Annotated in this window: 17 protein-coding genes; 13 read left to right on the top strand and 4 right to left on the bottom strand. The window is 34.1% G+C overall.

Translation table 11 applies throughout. The features are described from left to right. The first annotated feature begins 12 nt into the window (after positions 1 to 12). Complete coding sequence (locus tag DM444_RS20965; RefSeq protein ID WP_111290337.1) at positions 13 to 960, top strand: bestrophin family protein; 948 nt, start codon at positions 13 to 15, stop codon at positions 958 to 960. A gap of 168 nt (positions 961 to 1,128) precedes the next feature. Here the strand turns inward: DM444_RS20965 and DM444_RS20970 are convergent, their stop codons facing one another. Beyond that, entirely contained in the window at positions 1,129 to 2,550 is a 1,422-nt protein-coding gene (locus tag DM444_RS20970) for an aminotransferase-like domain-containing protein (RefSeq protein ID WP_111290339.1), read from the bottom strand. A 108-nt stretch (positions 2,551 to 2,658) separates the two neighbouring features. Here DM444_RS20970 and DM444_RS20975 point away from each other — a divergent pair, with 108 nt between their 5' ends. From DM444_RS20975 to DM444_RS21000, 6 genes are all read left to right on the top strand, one after another. Next, positions 2,659 to 3,573 carry an EamA family transporter gene (locus DM444_RS20975; RefSeq protein WP_111291175.1) on the top strand — a complete coding sequence of 305 codons (915 nt, stop codon included), beginning with the start codon at positions 2,659 to 2,661 and terminating at the stop codon, positions 3,571 to 3,573. A 217-nt stretch (positions 3,574 to 3,790) separates the two neighbouring features. After that, positions 3,791 to 6,055: an acyl-CoA dehydrogenase family protein gene (locus DM444_RS20980; protein ID WP_111291177.1), complete on the top strand. Its 2,265-nt coding sequence runs from the start codon at positions 3,791 to 3,793 to the stop codon at positions 6,053 to 6,055. Between the two features lie 211 nt (positions 6,056 to 6,266). Continuing rightward, a complete protein-coding gene (locus DM444_RS20985; protein WP_111290341.1) occupies positions 6,267 to 7,913 on the top strand; it encodes a DUF6377 domain-containing protein in 1,647 nt (548 codons plus the stop codon). Positions 7,914 to 8,118: 205 nt separating this feature from the next. Beyond that, positions 8,119 to 10,335, top strand: a complete 2,217-nt coding sequence (locus DM444_RS20990) for a glycoside hydrolase family 3 C-terminal domain-containing protein (protein ID WP_111290343.1) — start codon at positions 8,119 to 8,121, stop codon at positions 10,333 to 10,335. A 140-nt stretch (positions 10,336 to 10,475) separates the two neighbouring features. Beyond that, positions 10,476 to 11,123 carry a DUF1349 domain-containing protein gene (locus DM444_RS20995; RefSeq protein ID WP_111290345.1) on the top strand — a complete coding sequence of 216 codons (648 nt, stop codon included), beginning with the start codon at positions 10,476 to 10,478 and terminating at the stop codon, positions 11,121 to 11,123. A 101-nt stretch (positions 11,124 to 11,224) separates the two neighbouring features. Beyond that, positions 11,225 to 12,364, top strand: a complete 1,140-nt coding sequence (locus DM444_RS21000) for an acyltransferase family protein (protein ID WP_111290347.1) — start codon at positions 11,225 to 11,227, stop codon at positions 12,362 to 12,364. A gap of 246 nt (positions 12,365 to 12,610) precedes the next feature. Here DM444_RS21000 and DM444_RS21005 read toward each other — a convergent pair whose 3' ends face one another. Both DM444_RS21005 and DM444_RS21010 read right to left on the bottom strand, forming a co-directional pair. Continuing rightward, positions 12,611 to 13,717 (bottom strand): NADH:flavin oxidoreductase, encoded by a 1,107-nt coding sequence (locus DM444_RS21005; RefSeq protein ID WP_111290349.1) that lies wholly within the window; start codon positions 13,715 to 13,717, stop codon positions 12,611 to 12,613. Positions 13,718 to 13,724: 7 nt separating this feature from the next. Next, entirely contained in the window at positions 13,725 to 14,027 is a 303-nt protein-coding gene (locus DM444_RS21010) for an ArsR/SmtB family transcription factor (RefSeq protein WP_091496855.1), read from the bottom strand. Positions 14,028 to 14,348: 321 nt separating this feature from the next. Here DM444_RS21010 and DM444_RS21015 point away from each other — a divergent pair, with 321 nt between their 5' ends. Next, positions 14,349 to 14,843, top strand: a complete 495-nt coding sequence (locus tag DM444_RS21015; RefSeq protein WP_111290351.1) for a TlpA family protein disulfide reductase — start codon at positions 14,349 to 14,351, stop codon at positions 14,841 to 14,843. A gap of 209 nt (positions 14,844 to 15,052) precedes the next feature. On the opposite strand, the gene DM444_RS21020 is transcribed toward DM444_RS21015, so the two are convergent. Further along, on the bottom strand, positions 15,053 to 15,433 hold the full coding sequence (locus DM444_RS21020; RefSeq protein WP_111290352.1) for a hypothetical protein: 381 nt from the start codon (positions 15,431 to 15,433) through the stop codon (positions 15,053 to 15,055). Positions 15,434 to 15,640: 207 nt separating this feature from the next. Here DM444_RS21020 and galA point away from each other — a divergent pair, with 207 nt between their 5' ends. The 5 genes from galA to DM444_RS21045 all read left to right on the top strand — a co-directional run bounded on the left by galA (position 15,641) and on the right by DM444_RS21045 (position 22,788). Next, on the top strand, positions 15,641 to 18,463 hold the full coding sequence (galA, locus tag DM444_RS21025; RefSeq protein ID WP_111290354.1) for a beta-galactosidase GalA: 2,823 nt from the start codon (positions 15,641 to 15,643) through the stop codon (positions 18,461 to 18,463). Positions 18,464 to 18,802: 339 nt separating this feature from the next. Next, positions 18,803 to 19,672, top strand: a complete 870-nt coding sequence (locus DM444_RS21030) for a helix-turn-helix domain-containing protein (RefSeq protein ID WP_111290356.1) — start codon at positions 18,803 to 18,805, stop codon at positions 19,670 to 19,672. A gap of 309 nt (positions 19,673 to 19,981) precedes the next feature. Beyond that, positions 19,982 to 20,389: a cupin domain-containing protein gene (locus DM444_RS21035; RefSeq protein ID WP_111290358.1), complete on the top strand. Its 408-nt coding sequence runs from the start codon at positions 19,982 to 19,984 to the stop codon at positions 20,387 to 20,389. A 207-nt stretch (positions 20,390 to 20,596) separates the two neighbouring features. Beyond that, positions 20,597 to 21,649: an NAD(P)-dependent alcohol dehydrogenase gene (locus DM444_RS21040; protein WP_111290360.1), complete on the top strand. Its 1,053-nt coding sequence runs from the start codon at positions 20,597 to 20,599 to the stop codon at positions 21,647 to 21,649. 155 nt (positions 21,650 to 21,804) lie between these two features. Beyond that, positions 21,805 to 22,788, top strand: a complete 984-nt coding sequence (locus DM444_RS21045; RefSeq protein ID WP_111290362.1) for an aldo/keto reductase — start codon at positions 21,805 to 21,807, stop codon at positions 22,786 to 22,788. Positions 22,789 to 22,874: the final 86 nt, after the last annotated feature.

Consider the following 22,874-nt stretch of genomic DNA (forward strand, 5'->3'; position numbering starts at 1 on the left):
AAAACCGAAAATATGTTATTAAAGAAAAGAATACCAATGAAGTACGTTCTCGGGAAAATTAAAGTAGAAATCGCTCTAGTATTGGCGTATACGATACTATTTGAAATTTTTCATCATTATTTCATCAATCTTCCCGTAGATATTCCAATTGCCATTCCAACCATGATTGGAACTATTATTTCCTTATTATTAGCCTTTAAATCGAATCAGGCGTATGACAGATGGTGGGAAGCACGAATTGTTTGGGGCGCTGTTGTAAACGATTCCAGAACATTGATTCGTCAGGTTTTGACATTTTACGAAGATCCAGATTTTTCTGTCGAAGCCAGTGAGTTCAAAGAAAATTTTGCGAAAAGACAAATAGCATGGTGTTATAGCCTTGGACAGTCGCTTAGAAATAGAGATGCAATAAAACCGCTTGAAGGTTTAATGAATGAAGAAGAAATTAAATACATCAAGAACCATCAAAACGTTCCAAACGCGATTTTAATGTTGCATGCAAGAGATTTACGAAATGCAAAAAACGAAAAAAGGCTTAACGTTTATCAGCAAGTTGAAATTGATAATACATTGTCAAGATTATGTGATGAAATGGGAAAATGTGAACGTATTAAAAACACCATTTTTCCAACAACATACAGTATGTATATCAGATTGACTTTGTGTCTGTTCATTTTTGTATTGCCTTTCGGATTAACAAGTGTCTTAAGCTGGTTTGCAATTCCGCTGATTACTGCAATTGGTGCAGCTTTCTTTTTGATTGAAAGAATGGCAATTCATTTGCAAGATCCGTTTGAAAACAGACCTACAGATACACCAGTCACAACAATTGCAAATACAATTGAAAAAAATATCAAGCAAATGCTTAACGAATATCAAAGTGAATTTGATATTCTGAATGAATTTGACTTAAAAGACGAACCTAAGAAAGTCGAAAAGAACGCTTATTTTGTCTTATAACTATTTAATTTTGGTCTTCTTTTAATTGTTGGTTGGACAGTGAGTAGTTGCGCTGTCCAACTTTTTTTGTCATTGCGAGGAACGAAGCAATCACACTAACAATAATGCGCAAAGTTTGATTTAGCAAATGGGATTGCTTCGTTCCTCGCAATGACAAAAAAAAAGCGATTACAACTGTTTCGCCAATCTCCCCAATGTCTGAATAGCAGTTCTCAACTCATTAGACCAAGGCAATCCAAAACTCAATCGCATACAGTTTGAAAATTGATTTTGAAATGAGAAAATCCTCCCTGGCGCAATACTAATATTATGTTTGAGTGCTAAATGATAAAAAGCCGCTGTATCAATTTTTTTATCCAATTCTACCCAAAGGAAAAATCCACCTTGAGGCTGGCTCACTTTTGTTCCTGCAGGAAAAGATTCCAAAACGGTATTGATGTAATTAGTACAATTTCGATTCAAAATCTGACGAATTTTTCTAAGATGGTTTTCATAACGGCCATTTTTCAAGAAATCTCCAACCACTTCATGTGTAATAGTGGTATTGGAAATGGTGTGATATAATTTCGTTCTCAAAACTTCTTTCTTAAATTTTCCTGGCGAAACCCAACCTACACGATAACCAGGTGCCAAAGTTTTAGAAACAGAACTGCAGCATAAAACAATTCCGCTTTCGTCATAGGTTTTGCAATTAGTTGGTCGGCTTGTGCCAAAGTACAAATCGCCGTGAATATCGTCTTCAATTAACGGAACATTATAGAAATCCATTAATCTCACAATCTCTTTTTTATGCTCGTTCGGCAGCATACTTCCAGACGGATTACTAAAATTGCTCATCAAAACGCAAGCTTTTACCTTATTTGTAGCAAGTGTTTTTTTGACCGCTTCCAATTCAATTCCTGTTGTCATATTGGTAGGAAGTTCCATTACATACAAACCTAATGATCTGGCCAATTGCAGAATTCCAAAGTAAACCGGACTTTCCGTAATAATAGTATCTCCCGGCTTTGTCAGCGTTAACAAACAATCTGAAATTGCCGAAATACAGCCTGGAGTTGTTATAATATCATCTTCAGTAAGAGAACCGCCCCAAGTAAAAGACCAGCGTGCAATTTCTTTTCTTAAATTACTATTTCCTTCAATTTCCTCATAACTCGTTCCGCTGTTGGGTAATTGGCGCATTGCCTGAACCATTCCTTTATTGAGTTTTGCAATTGGAAGCAATTCATTGGACGGGAAACCAAGCGAAAGCATTGTAATATCTTTTTTTCGCATATCGCCATAAACCAAATCTACTAAATCCTCGCGTTCAATATTTTCTAGAGTTAAAAGCGGTTTACTTGCCGACGGTTCTGGAATAACTCGTGCAGAAATATTACTCACATAATAACCAGATTGCGGTCGCGCTTCAATTAGTGAACGGCTTTCAATTTCATAATAAGCTTTACTTACGGTGCTCATGCTGTAACCCGTTTCGGCGCAGACTTCTCTTATAGAAGGCAATTTATCGCCAACATTTAAAACGCCCGATTTAATCTGTTTCTCGATTAGGTCAGCAAATTGAAGATATAAGTAATTTGAATTTTTCATAAAAAATAAAACTGTTATGCTGCAATTTACAAAAACTGTATCTGTATTGCTGTTTTATTTTTAAGAAATTTGCCTCATCAAAAGAAAACAATTCAAAAAAGCAATTTTGTGAAAACAACAAAGTATTATATCGCGGCGATTTCAGCCTTTATTACATGGGGACTTTTCAGTTTGGTTTTAAAGCCAATTCATGAATATCCGTCATTGGATATTTTGTTTTTTCGTGTTTTCAGCTGTGGTATTTTAATGCTTTTGATTGCTTTTTTATTCAAAAGAAAACAAATAAAAGAAACCATTGAAATTTTCAAAGCTTTACCAAAATCAGAAAAAAGAAAATCAATTCTGCTGAATATTGGCGGAAGCGCATTTTTGATGGCAAATTGGTTTACTTTTATTTATGTAGTGAATCACGTTAGCGTAAAAGCAGCTTCTTTGGCATACTTGGTTTGCCCAATTTTAACGACTTTGTTGGCTTATTTTATACTGAAAGAAAAACTGCTAAAAACACAATGGCTTTCTGTCGGACTAAGTATTTCGGGCTGTATGTTGCTTTCATACAGCGATATAAAGGATATGTTTTTTAGTGTCATAATTGGTTTAACTTATGCTGCTTATTTAGTGAGTCAGCGTGCCAATAAAGGTTTTGACAAGTTTATTGTTCTGACTTTTCATATCACATTGGCTGCATTGTGTTTATTGCCATTTTATCCAAGTTATGGAGGACCAGTTCCAACGGAATTTAAATTCTATTTCTGTATTGAAACAATTGCAATCTTATTTACAATTGTACCGCTTTTCCTGAATTTGTACGCACTTTCCGGAATCAATTCTTCAACAGTTGGAATGTTATTAAACATCAATCCGATGATTGCGTTTGGGTTGGCAGCCTTTGTTTTTAAAGAAAATATTTCACCTTTACAAATAACAGCATACGGAATTATTTTTGCCGCAGTGTTAGTTTTTAATTCACATCATATTTTTGCGATGAAGCAAAAAATGACCTCAATATCCAAAGGTTCTTAATTCTTAGTTTTCATATTTTTTATTGGTTTAAAATCGAAAATTACCAGAATCTTAACAGGATGTTTAAACAGGAATGACTATTTTTCATTCCTGTTTTTTTATGCGATAATGCGAAAAAAGGATAGCCACGAATTCACGAATTTTTTGAATTTAATTTTTTTAAATAATTCGTGAATTCGTGGCTATAAAAAATCTAATACAAACCGAACCTATTGATATGAAAAATACCAAACTTCAAGCCTTTACTCCGTTATTTTATTTAGTGTGGTCAGATGATTTATTGACACAAAAAGAATTTGCTACTTTAAAAGATTTTATAAATTCCTTAAATGTTTTATCTGAAGAAGAAAAAGAGTATTTGCTTTCTAAAGTAGATATTTCAAATCCGCCTTCGCGAAATGAACTCACACAATGGAAATTGGATATTGAAAAAAGTATTCAGGATAAATCTTCGATCAAGTCGATTTTTGATATTGCAAAAGCACTTTCAGACCAAGATTTAGATTTAACGCTAATTGAACCTGATTTTAAAAAACTAGAAAATGATTTAGGAATTTTGGGAGAAGAAGCACTTCAGAACTTCAAAACCAAAGCAGGTTCTTTTACGGCAGATTCTCATACCAATGCTAGTTTTGATATTCAAAAAATTACTCAAATTTTAGATGGAAAAGAAGCAGCAATAATCAAAAGAGTAAAATCGGTGATTTCAAGACCTGAATTTGCTTATGAAACTTCTACCGATATTAACGTTTTTAGACAAACAGTTTACAAATGGTGCAAAATTCTAGCCGATGAAAACCTTGGAAGTATGGCATACCCAAAGGAATACGGAGGAGGAGGGAATGTAGAAGATTATTTTGCCATTATGGAAACGTTGAGTTATCATGATTTGAGCTTGGTAATTAAATTTGGTGTTCAGTTTGGACTTTGGGGAATGAGCGTTCAATCGTTAGGAACAGAAAAACATTATGCTAAATATTTAAAAGATATTGGTTCGCTGAAACTTCCAGGTTGTTTTGCCATGACTGAAACACATCACGGATCGAATGTAAAAGGTCTAGAAACTACAGCGACTTACAATCATAACAATCAAACTTTTACGATTCATACGCCAAATAAAAATGCTCAAAAAGAGTATATCGGAAATGCTGCTGTTCATGGACAAATGGCAACTGTTTTTGCTAAATTAATCATTGACGATCATGATTATGGCGTAAATGCTTTTGTGGTTCCGTTACGTGATCCAAATGGAAATGTGTTAAACGGAGTAACAATTGGAGATTGCGGTCATAAAATGGGATTAAACGGAGTTGATAACGGAACAATTAGTTTTGACAACGTCGTAATTCCAAAAGAAAATATGTTGGATCGTTTTGCTTCTGTAAATGATAAAGGCGAATTCGAAAGTCCGATTCCAAGTGATAACAGACGATTTTTCACCATGTTAGGCACTTTGGTTGGAGGAAGAATCGGAATTCCGCGTTCGGCTTTGGCGGCAGCAAAATCTGGATTAACAATTGCCATTCGCTACAGCGATCAAAGAAGACAATTTGGACCAGAAGGCGGATCTGAAGTTCCTATTTTAAACTATAGAATGCATCAACGCAGATTGTTACCACATTTGGCTAAAACGTATGCCGTTCATTTTGCTCTTCAATACTTAACGAGTAGATTTTTAAATAGAACCGAAACCGAAATGCAGGAAATTGAAGCTTTGGCGGCGGGAATGAAATCGTATTCAACTTGGAGCACAAGAGATATTTTGCAAGAATGCAGAGAAGCGTGCGGCGGAAAAGGTTATTTATCTGAAAACCGAATCGATGCATTGAAAAATGATACAGAAATCTATACGACTTTTGAAGGAGATAATACAGTTTTGATGCAATTAGTGGCTAAAAACCGTTTAGCAGAATTCAGAAAATCATTTGGAGAAATGGGTTCGCTGGGTATTATTAATTATGTTTATGAAAATGCCAAAACAGCGATTGCAGAAAAGAATCCAATTGCAACGAGAAGGACAGATGACGAACATTTATTAGACGGGGAATTTCATCTTCAGGCATTTGTTCACAGAGAAAAAACAATTTTGGCTTCTGCAGCGCGACGTATCAAGAAATTAATCGATGGCGGATTAGAACCTTATGATGCTTTTAATGTGGTTCAGCACCAAATGATTGATGTGGCGCAAGCGTATTTAGAAAGAATAGTTTTAGAGCAATTTCAACTTGCAATAAAAGCGGTTGAAGATGAATCATCAAAAGCAATTTTGACGAAATTGAATCAATTGTATGCACTTTCTCAAATCGAAAAAAATAAAGCTTGGTATTTAGAAGATGGTTATATGGAAGCGGTTAAAACCAAAGCAGTTCGTAAAATCGTAAATCAGCTTTGTTGGGATATTCGCCCAGATGCTGTGGCTCTTGTAAATGCTTTTGATATTCCAGAAAGCTGTTTATCTGCACCAATTGCGGCGCACATTTAGCTTTGAAAACATATTCGTAAATAAATGATTTCGAGTTTGATAAAATCAAAACGGAATCATTTTATTTATACATAAAGCTCTTTGTGATTGTATTATTTATATCAATAATAGAAGAATCATCATTTTTTTAGTACATTTTAACCATAGTTAAATAATTCGTTTTTTATATTTTCGCTTTGTTATATTTGTAATTCCTTTATATTAAATCGACTTGAAAAAATATTGCCTATTTCTGTTTCTTATCATAGTACACTTTCCAGTTTTTGCATCGGAAGGTACAGATGTTATTCTAAAAAAATTAAATGAGGCGATTAAAAATAAGCAGCATTACGTAAAGATTAAAGAAGAGCGAATTCAAAACTTCAAGAAGATAAAATCGGAGAATCTTACAAAAGAGCAGGAGTACAATTACAATAAAACCTTATATCTCGAATATCAAAAACTAAATTCAGATTCGGCTATTCAATATGTAAAAAAGAATCTCAAAATTGCCGAAGAACTTCAGAATAAAGAGCTTTTTAATTTAGCGCAATTACAATTGGTAACACTTTATTCTTCGTCAGGAAAATACCGTGAATCTGAAGCTCTTTTAAAAAGCATTGATAAAAAAAGTTTAGCCACTTCATTACTCCCAAACTATTATATTTCGTATCGTGAGTTTTTTGAACATTATGCGGCTAATAGTTATAGTCCAGAATACAGAAAACAAATTGGTAAATACCGAGATTCATTATTAAGTATTTTAAATCCGAATACGTTAGATTTTAAAATTAATAGAATTCAGCAAGATATTTTTATTGATAAGAAGTATAATGATCCCAAAAATCAATTATTAGCTTTATTAAATAAAACGAATGAAGAAAGTCCGCAATATGCGATGATTACTTATTTGCTTGGGAAAATTGCAGAAGTTACTCATGATTTAGAATCCAGAAAAAAGTATTACGCACTTTCTGCCACTTCGGATATTAAAAATGCCAATAAAGACAATGCTTCATTGCAAGAATTGGCTTTGGTTTTTTACGAAATTGGAGATGTAGATATGGCGTATAAATTGACACAATCGGCAATTGAAGATGCTTTGTATTGTAATGTTCAATTTAGAACTTTATTAATGTCAGAAGTATATTCGATCATTAATACGGTTTATCAAGAACGCGAAGCACAGCGAAAAAGCGAATTACAGATTTATTTGCTTTGTATTAGTTTGCTTTCTCTGTTTTTGCTTGTTGCAATAATATACGTTTACAAGCAAATGAAAAAAGTGTCGAGAATTCGAACAGAACTTTATGAAACCAGTCAGAAATTAGCAGAATTAAACAAAGATATTACCGAAACAAATAGTCAACTTCAGGAAAGTAATTTGCAATTGTCTGAATCTAATTTAGTTAAAGAAGAATATATTGCCCATTTCTTCAATCTTTGTTCAACTTATATCAATAAGCTGGAAAATTACCGTATTATCTTAAACAAAAAAGCTACGGCAAAGCAATTCGACGAAATTTATAAAATATTAAAGTCAACTACTTTGGTTGATAATGAGTTAGAAGAATTATACAAGAATTTCGATATTATTTTTCTGAATTTATATCCAACATTCGTTAAAGATTTTAATGCTTTATTAATTCCAGAAGAACAGATTGTTTTAAAGCAAAACGAATTGCTAAATACTGAACTTCGAATTTTCGCTTTAATCAGACTAGGAATTACTGACAGTGTTAAAATAGCAGCATTTTTACGTTATTCTTTAAGCACAATTTACAACTATCGTACAAGAGCGCGAAATAAGGCTGCAGTTTCGCGAAATGATTTCGAAGAAATGGTCATGAAAATTGGTTCAATGGCTTTGAAAGTATAAATATTTATTTTAAATCTACTACTTTTTTCAAGGTTTTAAAAGTGTTAAACAATTGTAAATCAATATTTTAATTTTTTAATTCACTACTTTTTTTGGTTTAAAAATGTAACTTGTACTATAACGTTTTAGTTTTACAATATGATAAAAAAGTGTTTTCTTAGGAAGACATTCCCACTTATAAACTAATGCTTTAATAATTACTGTTATGTTGAAAAACGTTAAAACAATTGTTGTTTTACTTTTACTAAGTTCTTTTGGGGTGAATGCCCAGAACAAAGTTCCAGTTTATCTAGACGATAAAAAACCTATTGAAGAGCGTGTAGAAGATGCGCTTAAGCGAATGACTACCGAGGAGAAAATTGCCATAATTCATGCGCAGTCTAAATTTAGTTCTCCAGGTGTAAAACGACTTGGAATTCCAGAAAACTGGATGACTGATGGACCACACGGAATTCGTACAGAGGTAAAATGGGACGAATGGGATCAAGCAGGATGGACAAATGATTCTTGTATTGCTTTCCCTGCACTTACTGCACTTTCATCAACTTGGAACAAAGAATTGGCTTCTTTATATGGTAAATCTATTGGAGAAGAAGCACGTTACCGCAACAAAAACGTATTATTAGGACCTGGTGTAAACATTTACAGAAGCCCATTAAACGGTCGTAACTTCGAATATATGGGAGAAGACCCGTTTTTAGCTGCTAAAATGGTTGTTCCTTATATTAAAGGAGTTCAGTCAAATGGAGTTGCTGCTTGCGTTAAACACTTCGCTTTAAATAATCAAGAAACAAATCGTAACTCAGTTAACGTAATCGTTGACGATCGTGCGTTATACGAAATTTATCTTCCTGCTTTTAAAGCTGCAGTTCAAGAAGGTGATGTTTGGTCGATTATGGGATCTTACAACAAATATAAAGGACAGCAATGCTGCCACAACGAATATTTATTAAACGATATTCTTCGTGGAGAATGGGGTTTCAAAGGAGTTGTAGTTTCAGATTGGGGTGGAGTTAACGACACTAAACAAGCAATCCACAATGGTTTGGATATGGAATTTGGTTCTTGGACAAATGGCCTTTCTTGGGGAACAAGTAATGCTTATGACAATTATTATTTAGCAAAACCATATTCTGAAATGATCAGAAAAGGAGAAATTGGAACAAAAGAATTAGACGAAAAAGTACGTCGTGTTCTACGTTTGTCTTTCTTGACTACAATGGATAGAAATCGTCCTTTTGGATCTTTCGGAACTGAAGAACACGCTTTAGCGGGTCGTAAAATTGCTGAAGAAGGAATTGTTTTATTGCAAAACAACAATAATATTCTTCCAATTAATCTTTCTAAAACTAAAAAGATTGCTGTAATTGGAGAAAACGCTATCAAAATGATGACAGTTGGTGGAGGAAGTTCTTCGCTTAAAGCAAGATACGAAATTACGCCACTTGAAGGTTTAAAGAAAAGAATCGGAAATCAAGCTGAAATTGTATACGCAAGAGGTTACGTAGGAGATCCTACAAGTAACTATAACGGAGTTATCGCTAAAGTAAGTTTAGAAGAAAAACGTCCTCAACCTGAACTAACTGCTGAGGCTTTAAAAGTTGCTAAAGATGCAGATATCGTTCTTTTCATTGGAGGTTTAAATAAAAGTGAAAATCAAGATGACGAAGGTCACGATCGTAAACAATTAGAATTGCCTTATGGCCAAGATAAATTAATCAGTGAATTAGCGAAAGTAAACAAAAACATTGTTTTCGTAAATATTTCTGGAAATGCTGTTGCAATGCCTTGGATTAAAGAAGTTCCAGGAGTTGTTCAAGGATGGTTTTTAGGAACTGAAGCCGGAAATGCTTTAGCTAATGTTTTAGTTGGAGATGTGAATCCTTCTGGAAAATTATCTTTCACTTTCCCAGTAAAATTGTCTGATAACGGAGCTCACGCTTTAGGTGAATTCCCAGGTGGAGATGAAGTAAAATACAACGAAGGAATTTTTGTTGGATACCGTTGGGTTGACAAAAACAAAATCAAACCATTGTTCCCTTTTGGACATGGTTTAAGCTACACGACTTTTGCTTACGGAAAAGTAACTGCTGATAAAAAACAAATTAACACTGGAGATAAAATCACATTTTCAGTTAATGTAAAAAATACAGGAAGCAGAGAAGGATCTGAAGTGGTGCAATTGTACATTACCGATGTGAAATCTTCTTTAGTTCGTCCGATCAAAGAATTAAAAGGTTTTGAGAAAGTGGCTCTGAAAGCAGGAGAAGAAAAAACAGTAACGTTTACAATTGATAAAACGGCTTTAAGTTTCTTCGACGATAAAAAACATGACTGGGTTGCTGAACCTGGTGATTTTGAAGCGATTATTGGCGCTTCATCTACAGATATAAAATCTAAAGTGAACTTCTCACTTAAATAAGTTTTTTTATTTCTAAAAATTGGTTGGTTTGTAAAGCTGCAAGTGTCAAAATTTGCAGCTTTGCTTTTGTCTTAAAAAGTTAGAGGTTAAAAGTAAAACGTTAGAAGTTTTACCTTTTGAAAAATTAAGAATCAAATAAAATGAAACGAATATTATTTTTTACAATTGGACTTGTTTTGTGCCAAAATATTTCAGCACAGACACTGAATAAAATGCAATGGTTTAATGAACCTGAAAAATGGGAAATTAAAAACAATGCTTTAATTATGAATGTAACCGCGAATAGCGATTATTGGAGAATTTCGCATTACGGATTTACGGTTGATGACGCGCCTTTTTATTATGCTAATTATGGTGGTGAATTTGAGGCAAAAGTTAAATTGACCGGAAATTACATTGCTCGTTTTGACCAAATGGGATTAATGATTCGTATTGACGAAAAAAACTATATCAAAACAGGTGTAGAGTTTGTAGATGGAAAATTCAATGTTAGTACAGTTGTCACACACGATAAAAGCGATTGGAGTGTAACGACTCTAGATAAAGTACCGCCTTTTATTTGGATTAAAGCCGTTAGAAGATTAGATGCCGTTGAGATATTCTATTCTTTTGACGACAAAAACTACATCATGACCAGAAATGCGCCTTTACAAGACAACACGCCAGTTATGGTTGGTTTAATGGCCGCTTCTCCAGACGGAAAAGGTTTTGAAGCGAAATTCGAAAACTTTTCTGTAAAACATTCACCAGATCAAAGAAGAGCAGAATGGCTTAAAAACCATCAATAATAATTGTGAATGGTTAATTGTGAATTATAAATTTTAATTCATCGCTAACCAACAATTCACAATTAACCATTCACAATTTACAATTATAATTAACCATTATTATGAATGATATAAAACCAAAAAAACATTACGAAATTCTGGACGGATTGCGTGGAGTTGCTGCCATTTTAGTGGTTGCCTTTCATATTTTTGAAGCTTTTGCTGGAGGAAATCGTTTTGTACAAATTATAAATCACGGATATCTTGCAGTAGATTTCTTTTTCCTTTTGTCTGGATTTGTTGTCGCTTACGCGTATGACGATCGCTGGGGAAAAATGGGACAATGGGAATTTTACAAACGCCGATTAATTCGTTTGCAGCCAATGGTTATTTTAGGAATGATTATTGGTGCTATATTTTACTATTTTCAAGCTTCAAATATATTGTTTCCAATGATCGGAGGAATGGAAGCTTGGAAAGTTATTTTGACGATGGTAATAGGATTTACATTATTGCCAATTCCACCTTCATTAGAAATTAGAGGTTGGGGAGAAATGCATCCTTTAAACGGTCCGGCATGGTCACTTTTTTTTGAATATATTGCAAATATCTTGTACGCCCTAATCTTTCGTAAGTTTTCGAATAAAGTGCTATCAGTTTTTGTACTGATATTTGCCGGACTGTTAATTAATTATACTGTTTTTGGTCCAAAAGGTGATGTAATCGGAGGATGGTCGCTGAATTTAGAACAAATGAATGTTGGCTTTACAAGATTATTGTATCCGTTTTTTGCTGGAGTTTTATTGTGCCGTTTAGGAAAATTAATTCATGTAAAAAATGCTTTTTGGGTTTGCAGCATTTTAATCACAATTGTTTTAGCATTGCCAAGATTTGGAGACGAAAACAGTCTTTGGATCAATGGATTATACGAATCAATCTGTATTATTTTTATTTTCCCAATTATTGTGGCAATTGGAGCGGGAGGAGAAATTAAAAATGAGTTTTCACTTAAGATTTGCAAACTTCTCGGAGATATTTCATACCCAATTTATATTACACATTATCCCTTAATTTATTGGTTTACAGCATGGGTTGTAGATAATAAAGTTTCGATGGAAAATGGCTATTTGGAAGGAATCGGCGTATTAATCGTAAGTATCATTCTAGCTTTTGTATGTTTAAAACTATACGATGAACCAGTAAGAAATTGGCTTGTAAATAAATTTCAGAGAAAAAAAGGTTCTGAGGTTCTAAGTAGCTAAGGTTCTAAGATAATAAAGATTGGTCAAAAAGGATTCTAAGATAAAACTTAGTCACTTAGGATCTTAGTTTCTTAGCGTCTTTTAAAAAATTGAATTTCTAAATTTTGTTAGTTATAGATATTCAAAAAGGGATGAAGTTTTAAACTTCATCCCTTTCTTATTTGAGTATTGTTCGATTTTCAGTAAGAAGCAACAAAAGAAAAAACTTAGCATCTTAGAATCTCAGAACCTTAGCATCTTTAAAACTTATTCTAAAACCAATTGTCCTAAAGCATCTTTACTAAAACCTTTTAACTCATCAGTTTTTCCTGCTTTGATTTTAGCAACCCAATTTGGATCTGATAAAAGAGGTCTTCCAACGGCAACCAAATCAAAATCGCCTCTGTCGAAACGTCTGTTTAATTCTTCTAAAGAAGTCGGTTGCGAACTTTCTCCTGCAAATGCACCAAAGAAATCACCAGAAAGTCCCACAGAACCTACGGTAATAGTTGGAGCTCCAGTTACTTTTTTAGCCCATCCAGCAAAATTCAAATCAGAACCTTCAAATTCTGGTTCCCAGAAACGACGTTGTGAAGCGTGAATAATATCAACACCTGCATCAACAAGTGGAGTAAGCCAAGCTTCTAATTCTTGCGGATTTTTAGCCAATTTATAGTTGTAGTCAGAAGGTTTGAATTGAGAAAAACGCATAATTACAGCAAAGTCATTTCCAACTTGCTTTCTCACTTCTTTTACTACTTCAACAGCAAAACGATTACGTTCAGGAAGTGTTTTTCCTCCGTAGATATCTTCACGTAAATTTGTTTCTGCTCTAAAGAATTGGTCAATTAAATAACCGTGTGCACCGTGAATTTCAACAGTGTCAAAACCTAATCTTTTAGCATCAGCAGCTGCTTTACCAAAAGCAAGAATAGTTTCTTCAATGTCTTTTTCAGACATGGCAACACCATTTCTAAAATCAGGACGGTTTAATCCAGACGGACCTTCAAATGGAACTGGCGGAACCCATCCAGAATGGTGGTTGTCCATAATTCCCATATGCCAGATTTGCGGTGCCATTTTTCCACCCGCAGCATGAACTTCGTCAATAACTTTTTTCCATCCATTTAAAGCTACATCGCCATAAAAGTGAGGAACATTAGCATCATTAGAAGAAGATTTTCTGTCAATAACAGTTCCTTCAGATAAAATTAATCCAACTTCGCCTTCAGCTCTTTTTTGGTAATAAGCTGCGACTTCATCAGTTGGAACTCCGTTCGGAGAAAAAGAGCGCGTCATTGGCGCCATTACGATTCGGTTTTTCAGATTTAACGACTTTAAGTTAAATTCAGAAAAGAGGTTGTTTGTACTCATAGTAATTTTACAAATTAGATTGAATTAATTTACTAAGTGCTTCAAAGGCACCTTCGTTACGTTTATAATAAGTCCATTGTCCAACACGCTTGGCTTCAATAAAACCAGCACGCTGTAAAATAGACAGGTATTCGGATACTGTGGATTGAGTCAAACCAGCTTTGGCTTGAATCTGTCCAACGCAGACACCATGCTCAAATCCGGCATGTTCAAGCTGTCCCGGAAAGTTAATTTCTGGTTCTTTTAGCCATTCCAGCATTTGTAATCTGGACTTGTTGGATAATGCTTTAAAAATTTCTATCGTTTCCATGATGCAAATATATCGACTTTTCCCGATATATGGATTTGAAGAAAAATATTTAGGATAATTTTATGATGGAGGAGAGGAAATGATGGAGAATTTGGTAAAGAAAATTTATATTTGTTGTTTAATGTTTCTTAGGAATACACAATATTTTCACTCTCATTGTATGTCATTTCGACGAAGGAGAAATCTCCGCGAGAAGCTCGACAAAGATTGGATTCTCGTTGCGGAGTTACTTGTGGAGATTTCTCCTTCGTCGAAATGACAAATGTTGAGGCAATAACATGATTAAAAAACAACCCAAATCCAAATTAAACTTAATCCATTATGAAAAAAACTTTACTTATTGCAGCATTTTTATGTTGTGTAATTACCAGTTCTAAAGCTCAAGTTGTAGGCGTAGATGTTGGAGATATTGCTCCAGAAATCGATCTGCCAGATACAAAAGGAGAAAAAGTTGCACTTTCTTCTTTAAGAGGAACTTTAGTTTTAGTTGACTTTTGGGCTTCTTGGTGCGGGCCTTGCATTAAAGAACAGCCATTATTAATAAAACTGAATAATGCTTATCCAGATAAATTATCGATTTACGGAGTTTCGATGGATACAAAAAAGCCATTATGGACGGGAGCAATCGCAAAAGCAAAATTGCCTTGGACAAATGTTAGTGATTTAAAATACTGGCAATCTCCAGTTGTAGGAGATTATATGCTACAATCTGTTCCATTAAACTTTTTGATTGATAAAAACGGAATTATTTTAGCAAAAAACATTCACGGACAGGCTTTAGAAGCTAAAATTAAAGAACTTTTAGAGGTTCAGTAAGATTTTCTTCTACCTCATTAATGACTTCAGTTTGTCCTCCTGAGCGAAGTCGAAGGATATGCGTAAAGTATTGTTGTGGAATAACAAACGTGTTCTTCGACTTCGCTCAGGAAGACATAAAATGAGTCAAATTTTACTTTCGCTAGATAGGCGTTAAAAACCAAAAAGCCCAATCGATAATATTGGGCTTTTAATTTTTAATTCTTTTCTTAAGACTCTTTAATAACTTTCTTTACACCTCCAAAACTCGTTTTCAGCATTTCTCTGATCTGAAACTGTGTTTTGTTTCCCGATGCGCTTTTCCAATCTTTGAGATCATAAATATGAATTTGATCTGCGTAAGGATTTGTTAAAAATGAAATTCGTGAAATCGCATATTTATAGTATTTCAGCTCGTGCGATACATGTCGATTTGGAACAACAATTAATATGTTTTCCCAATTCAAAAAGTCTCTCGGAACATCTTTTCTTTCTAATAATCCTAAAGATTCGAAAAAAGCCATAATCTTTTGATCATTAAGTTTATTAATCTTATGATCAAGGTTTTTAAAAGTACTTTGAAGTCTATTTTCGTTAATAATAGTACTCATCGTATAATTGCTTTTTAAGATTTGAATATAAAATTACATCAAAAGAAAATCATTTTTGAATCTGAAGCCATTAGATTCATTCTAAATTTTGAAATGCATTCTAAAGCATTGTATGAATGGATTATCACATTTTGATAAAATACTATTAATGTTTCTTTACTAAAAGCCTTATTTTTATCGCTATTTGATTTACTAACAACCAAACTCATGAAAACCACTTTTACCCAAAAATCGATTTTTTACTTTTTTCTTCTATGTTCATTCCATTTATTAGCACAAAATAAATCAGGAAGAGAACTTATTTTAATTGATAAAGATTGGCGGTTTTCATTCGGGCATTTATACGATACAAAAAAGGATTTTGGCCATGCAGAAGGTTATTTTTCCTATTTAACTAAAACCGGATTTGCTGATGGACCAGCAGCTTCAGGGTTTGACGATCGTGCTTGGAGAAAATTGGATTTGCCACACGACTGGGCAGTTGAACAGCCTTTTAGCGAAAGCGCAAGTTTCAGCCACGGATTCAAATCAGCAGGGAAAAATTTCCCAAAGAAAAGTATTGGCTGGTATAGAAAAAAGATAAATATTCCGAATGAAGATTTAGGGAAAACTATTTCTCTAAAATTTGATGGAGTTTTTAGAAACTCAAAAGTCTTTTTCAACGGATTCTATTTAGGAACCGAAGAAAGCGGTTATAATGGTTTTGAATATGATGTAACGGCTTACGTAAATTATGGAGGCGAAAATACAATAGTTGTCCGTGTTGATGCTTCGATGGAAGAAGGCTGGTTTTATGAAGGAGCAGGAATTTATAGACATGTTTATCTTCAGAAAACCAATCCGCTTCATGTGGTACAAAACGGAACTTACGTTACATCAGAAATTACAAATGATAATGCTTTAATTACTGCAGAAGTAAAATTGGAGAACAAAGGGCATTTTAAAGGAAATGTCGAAATAAACCAAACTGTTTTAGATGCTTCAGGAAAGCAAGTCGCAACAAATTCTGAAAATGTTACAGCACCAGAATTTTATAAAACAAATGCCTTTTCATCAAAATTAAGTGTCAAAAATCCGCTTTTATGGGATATTGATTCGCCTAATTTATATCAGTTAGTTACCGAAATTAAAAGCGAGGGAAAAATAATTGATCAGTATAAAACCCCATTTGGAATCAGAACCATAAAGTTTGATTCAGAAAATGGTTTTTTCCTTAACGGAAAACATGTAAAGCTAAAAGGAACAAATAATCATCAGGATCACGCAGGAATTGGAACAGCGCTTCCAGATGAAATTCAGTATTATAGAATTGCAAAACTGAAAGCAATGGGCTCAAATGCCTATCGTTGTTCACATCATCCTCCAACACCAGAATTATTGGATGCTTGCGATAAACTTGGAATGTTGGTTATTGATGAAACGCGCTTAATGGGAATCAACGATTATCATTTGAATGATTTACAACGAATGATGGAACGAGATCGCAATCATCCAAGTATTTTTTGCTGGTCGGTTGGAAATGAAGAATGGCAGATTGAAGGCGGAATTACTGGCGAAAGAATTACCAATACAATGCAGGATTTCAGCAAAAGTATCGACCCGACAAGACCTGTAACAGTAGGAATCAGTAGCGGATTTAAAAGCGGAATTTCTTCTGTTGTGGAAATTATGGGATATAATTATTTAGGAAACGGAGATATTGATGCACACAGAAATCAGTTTAAGCAACAGCCAGGAATGGGAACCGAAGAAGGTTCTACATTTGCAACCCGAGGCATCTATTTTACAGATGATGCGAAACATTACCAAAGTGCTTATGATAAAAAACCGAGACCAACTTTTTATAGTATTGAAGAAGGCTGGAAATTCTACGCCGAAAGGCCTTATTTAGCAGGAATGTTCATTTGGACGGGCTTTGATTATCGTGGAGAACCAACTCCTTATGGCTGGCCTTCTGTAACTTCTTATTTCGGAATGATGGACGTTTGCGGTTTTCCGAAAGACAATGTTTTCTATTTAAAATCTTGGTGGGGAAAAGAACCCGTTTTGCATTTACTGCCACATTGGAATTGGAGTGGAATGGAAGGCAAAGAAATTGATGTTTGGGCGTATTCAAACTGTGATGAAGTAGAACTTTTTCTCAACAAAAAAAGCCTCGGAAAAAAGAAAATGGAGCAAAACAGCCATTTAGAATGGAAAGTAAATTATACTCCAGGAACTTTGGAAGCTGTTGGATATAAAAACGGTAAAAAAGTTTTATCAGACATTCGGAAAACTACTGGAAAACCAGAAAATATTAAACTTTCTTTAGATAAAGAAAATGTATTGAAAGGAAATGTTTCTGTTGTAACGGTTGAAACTACAGATAAAAATGGCTTACACATTCCGACAGCAAATGATGAAATTATGTTTTCTATAAAAGGCGGTAAAATTTTGGGAGTAGGAAACGGTGATCCAACTTCGTTAGAAAGCGATCAGTTTATTGATGATATTGCTTTAGTTGCTATAAGTAATTTTATGGAACAAAAAGAAACAACTGCATCTCTGCCTCAGCAATTACGCAATTATTCAGAAAACGAATGGACAGAAGCTTTTAAAAATCGTGATTACAAAAAACAAGCTCCGTCATACATTTATAAAGGAGAATTTGATTTAAAGAACAACTCAACTTCAAATGTGGTAAGCTTCTTTTACAAAAAAATAGGAGTTGAAACAGTAGTTTTTGTGAACGGAAATAAAGTTGAACCAAGCAAAGAAGATTTTCAAAAATATGTTTTGAATTCGGCTATTTTAAAACAAGGAAAAAATACCATTCACATTGCAGCAACACCTTTACAAAAAATAAAAGACTGGGATGTTATGAATACAGATCCAGGAATTATTCAAGTAATAACACCAGCAGAATCTTGGAAAAGAAAGCTGTTTAATGGTTATGCTCAAATCATTATTCAGAAAGATGAAAATGCGAAGGAAGTTGTTTTATCTGCTTCAGGGAAAGGATTAAAGAATAATTTAATTGTGGTGAAGTAGTTTTTTTAACCGCAAAGAACGCGAAGAATTACGCAAGGTTCGCAAAGGAATTTTCAGTTAAATTTAGAGATTCACATTTGTCTTCTTGAGCGAAGTCGAAGGATATGCGCATTTTATATCCTATGCGGAGCTACTTGCGTGTCCTTCGACTTCGCTCAGGAGGACATAAATTGAGAAAAAACTTTGCGTCTTAGCGAATTTGCGAGCATTTCTATCTCAAAAAAAAACTTAGCGAACTTTGCGTAATTCTTCGCGCTCTTTGCGGTTAACCTCGCAAACGTGAAACCTGAAACAAAAAATTAACAAAAGAATAATGTTTGATTTTCATAACTTTGCAAAATGAATAATCAAACAGAAACACAGAATTGCGATTTCACTTCAGATTTGAAGATGAAAGGTTTTAAAGTCTATCCTATAAATGGAGATTTCAGTAAAGTTCCCGTTTATAGCCGAAGAGACTTTTATAAAATCTGTATAAACACGAGCAAAAGCATTATACAGTATGCTGACCGCGGAATAGAAACCGATGGAACGATTTTGTTTTTCGGTAATCCGATTATTCCATATTCTTGGGAAACGCTTTCTGAAGGATATGAAGGTTATGCTTGCGTTTTTACTGAAGAGTTTTTTAAAACCAAAGACAGATCAGAAACTCTTCATGAATCTCCTTTGTTTAAAATAGGGGGAACTCCAATTTTTTCTTTAACTCCTGAACAAAAGGTGTTTATTGATTCGTTATTCCAGAAAATGATTGAAGAATATGAAACCGATTATGCATTCAAAGACGATTTGATGCGTAGTTATGTCAATTTGATTATTCATGAATCGATGAAAATGCAGCCATCGGAGAATTTCTTTAAACATAAAAATGCTTCTTCAAGAATTACTTCTTTGTTTTTAGAATTATTAGAAAGACAATTTCCAATCGAGACCAAAAACCAGCCTTTAGCTTTAAAAACGCCTCAAGATTATGCGCAAAGTCTTTCTGTACACGTAAATCATTTAAACCGTTCTGTGAAAGAAGTTACAGGAAAACCAACTACGGCACATATTACAGAAAGAGTCATCAACGAAGCAAAAGCTTTATTGCAGCACACAGATTGGAGCATTTCGGATATTGGTTACTCGCTTGGATTTGAATATCCGAGTTATTTTAATAATTACTTCAAAAGACTTACAGGAACGGTTCCGAAATCGCTTCGAATGTAAATTGTTTCAAATTCTTAATTTTTTGTTTGAATATTGTTATTTCAGCATTGTAGTATTGTTCTACATTTGCCCTGAAATAAACAACGAATCTTTGTATCAGTTTTTAAACGGCTAAATAACACTTCACAAAAGCGATGTCCAGCTTTATATTTAGTTTTAAATTTTTGATAATAGAAAAATATATACATTTTTAAAACATTGCTAAAATCAAAATCTCTTTCTAGAAAGAGGTTCGATGTACTGATTATTTCACTTAAATAAGCTTATAACGACTTTTAAATTAATTATTAACCTAAAAACAACGAAATTATGTCGACACATTTCACTGCTGTAATCGAAGAAGGTAAAATCCCAAATACTTATATGACAGGCGAAGTGTCATATAAAAAGCAAACAAGCGAAATTCATCCTGAAAATACTGTTATCAAAGATATTTCTTTTGAACCCGGAGCAAGAAGTAATTGGCACAGTAATGCAAGTTTGCAACTAATCATTGTAACGGATGGAGTTGGATATTACCAAGAAAGAGGCGGACAAATTAATCTTATCGAAAAAGGGAAAGTAATTACAGTTTTACCTGGAATTGAGCATTGGTACGGAGCAACACCAACGACAAAATATTCTCATATTACCATTGTTACAGAAATAGACAAAGGTCATGGAACTTGGCTGGAAAACGTTACTGATGAAGAATATTATTCTTTTGAAAGATGCTAAGGTTCTAAGATACTAAGGTTCTGAGATTCTAAGTTTTTGCGCAGATTTTACTGATTTATAGCAGATTATATTTTTTGATTAGGTAAAAATAATCGAAATTTATATAACTATTTGTAAATCAGTATGAATCAGCTAGATTTCTATTGCAATTTCAGAACGGTTTGAAACCTGAAACTTTAAACTTGAAACAAAAAACAACAATAAATTATGGAAACAAAAAGCATTAAAGCCTTTGGTACTGAAGCTGCCGAAGCACCATTGAAGACCCTAGATATTAAAAGAAGAGCAGTACAGGCACACGATGTAGAAATCGAAATTTTGTATTGCGGAATCTGTCACTCAGATTTGCACTCAGCTAGAAATGAATGGCATGGAACAATGTATCCAATTGTTCCTGGTCACGAAATCGTGGGAAGAATTGTAAAAATTGGTGATCATGTAAAAAACTTTAAAGTTGGAGAACTAGCAGGAGTTGGTTGTATGGTCGATTCTTGCAGAGAATGTGAGCATTGCAAAAATGATTTAGAACAATACTGTGACGAAGGGAACATATTGACATTCAATTCTCCAGATAAACATTTAGGAGGACATACTTTTGGAGGATATTCTCAAAGTATTGTTGTAGATGAAAATTATGTATTACATATTTCTGATAAACTAGATCTTGCTGGAGTTGCACCATTACTTTGTGCTGGAATTACAACTTATTCACCGTTAAAACATTGGAAAGTTGGCCCTGGGCAAAAAGTAGGAATCGTAGGAATTGGCGGTTTAGGACACATGGGAATCAAATTAGCAAAAGCTATGGGAGCTCATGTGGTAGTTTTTACTACATCGGTATCTAAATTTGATGCAGCAAAAAGTCTTGGAGCTGACGAAGTAGTTTTATCTACAGATCAAGAGCAAATGGCAAAACATGCTAAAAGCTTGAACTTTATTTTAGACTGCGTTTCTGCTGAACACAATATCGATTCGTACTTAAATCTACTTAAAGTAGACGGAACTTTAACGCTTGTTGGAGCTCCAATGGAACCACTTCCCGTAACTTCTTTCAGCCTTTTATTAGGAAGAAGAAGCTTTGCAGGATCTGCAATTGGCGGAATCGCAGAAACTCAAGAAATGCTTGATTTTTGTGCAGAACACAACATTACAGCAGACATCGAATTAATTGGCGTAAACGACGTAAATAATGCTTACGAAAGATTATTAAAAGGAGATATCAAATATCGTTTTGTGATTGATATGGCTTCTTTGAAATAAGATTCTAAGGAGTTGCTAAGATTCTAAGTTTCTCTGCGAAACACTTAAAATCTTAGCAACTATTAATTAAATAAAAATTTAAGATATTCAGACGAGGGAAATCAAGAAAAAAACTTAGAATCTCAGAATCTTAGCATCTTAGAAACTTAAAAAAAATGCATACACGTAAACTAGGAAATAGCGGTTTAGAAGTCTCAGCATTGGGACTTGGCTGCATGGGAATGAGTTTTGGTTACGGGCCAGCTCATGATAAAAAAGAAATGATCAGTTTGTTGCGTTCTGCTTACGAAAAAGGAATTACTTTTTTTGATACGGCAGAATGTTACGGACCATTTTTGAATGAAGGGTTATTGGGAGAGGCATTATCGCCTTTTCGCGATAAAGTTGTAATTGCAACAAAATTTGGCTTTTTGGAAGGCGATTCTAAAAAAGGACTAGATAGCCGTCCAGAATGGATTAGAAAAAGCGTTGAAGGTTCATTAAAAAGATTAAAAACAGATATAATCGATTTGTATTATCAGCATCGCGTTGATCCAAATGTTCCTATGGAAGACGTTGCAGGAACTATAAAAGATTTAATTCAGGAAGGAAAAGTAAAACATTTTGGACTTTCAGAAGCAGGCGTAGAAAGCATTCGTCGTGCGCACGCAGTTCAGCCTGTAACGGCATTGCAAAGTGAATATTCACTTTGGTGGAGAACTCCAGAAGAAGAAATTTTTCCAGTATTAGAAGAATTAGGAATTGGTTTCGTGCCTTTTAGTCCGTTGGGAAGAGGTTTTTTAACCGCTAAAATTGATGAAAACACGCAATTTGATAGTACTGATTTTAGAAATACATTACCGCGTTTCACACCAGAAGCCAGAAAAGTAAATCAAGCTTTAGTAGATTTATTGACAAAAATCGCTTCTGAAAAAGGAGCAACAAATGCTCAAATTGCTCTCGCGTGGATTCTAGCCCAAAAACCTTGGATTGCACCAATTCCAGGAACTACAAAATTACATCGTTTAGAAGAAAACCTTGGCGCATTAGATTTAGTGCTTTCCGCTAACGATCTTTCAGAAATCAACGATGCCGCATCAAAAATAACAATAGAAGGTTCAAGATATCCTGAGCATCTGCAAAAGATAGCGGGGAAATAAGTTTCTAAGTCTCTGAGATTCTAAGTTACTAAGCAACTAAGAGAAAACTTAGAATCTTAGTAACTTAGAATCTCAGCATCTAAAAA

It is taken from the genome of Flavobacterium ginsenosidimutans, from assembly GCF_003254625.1.
Classification (GTDB): Bacteria; Bacteroidota; Bacteroidia; order Flavobacteriales; family Flavobacteriaceae; genus Flavobacterium; species Flavobacterium ginsenosidimutans.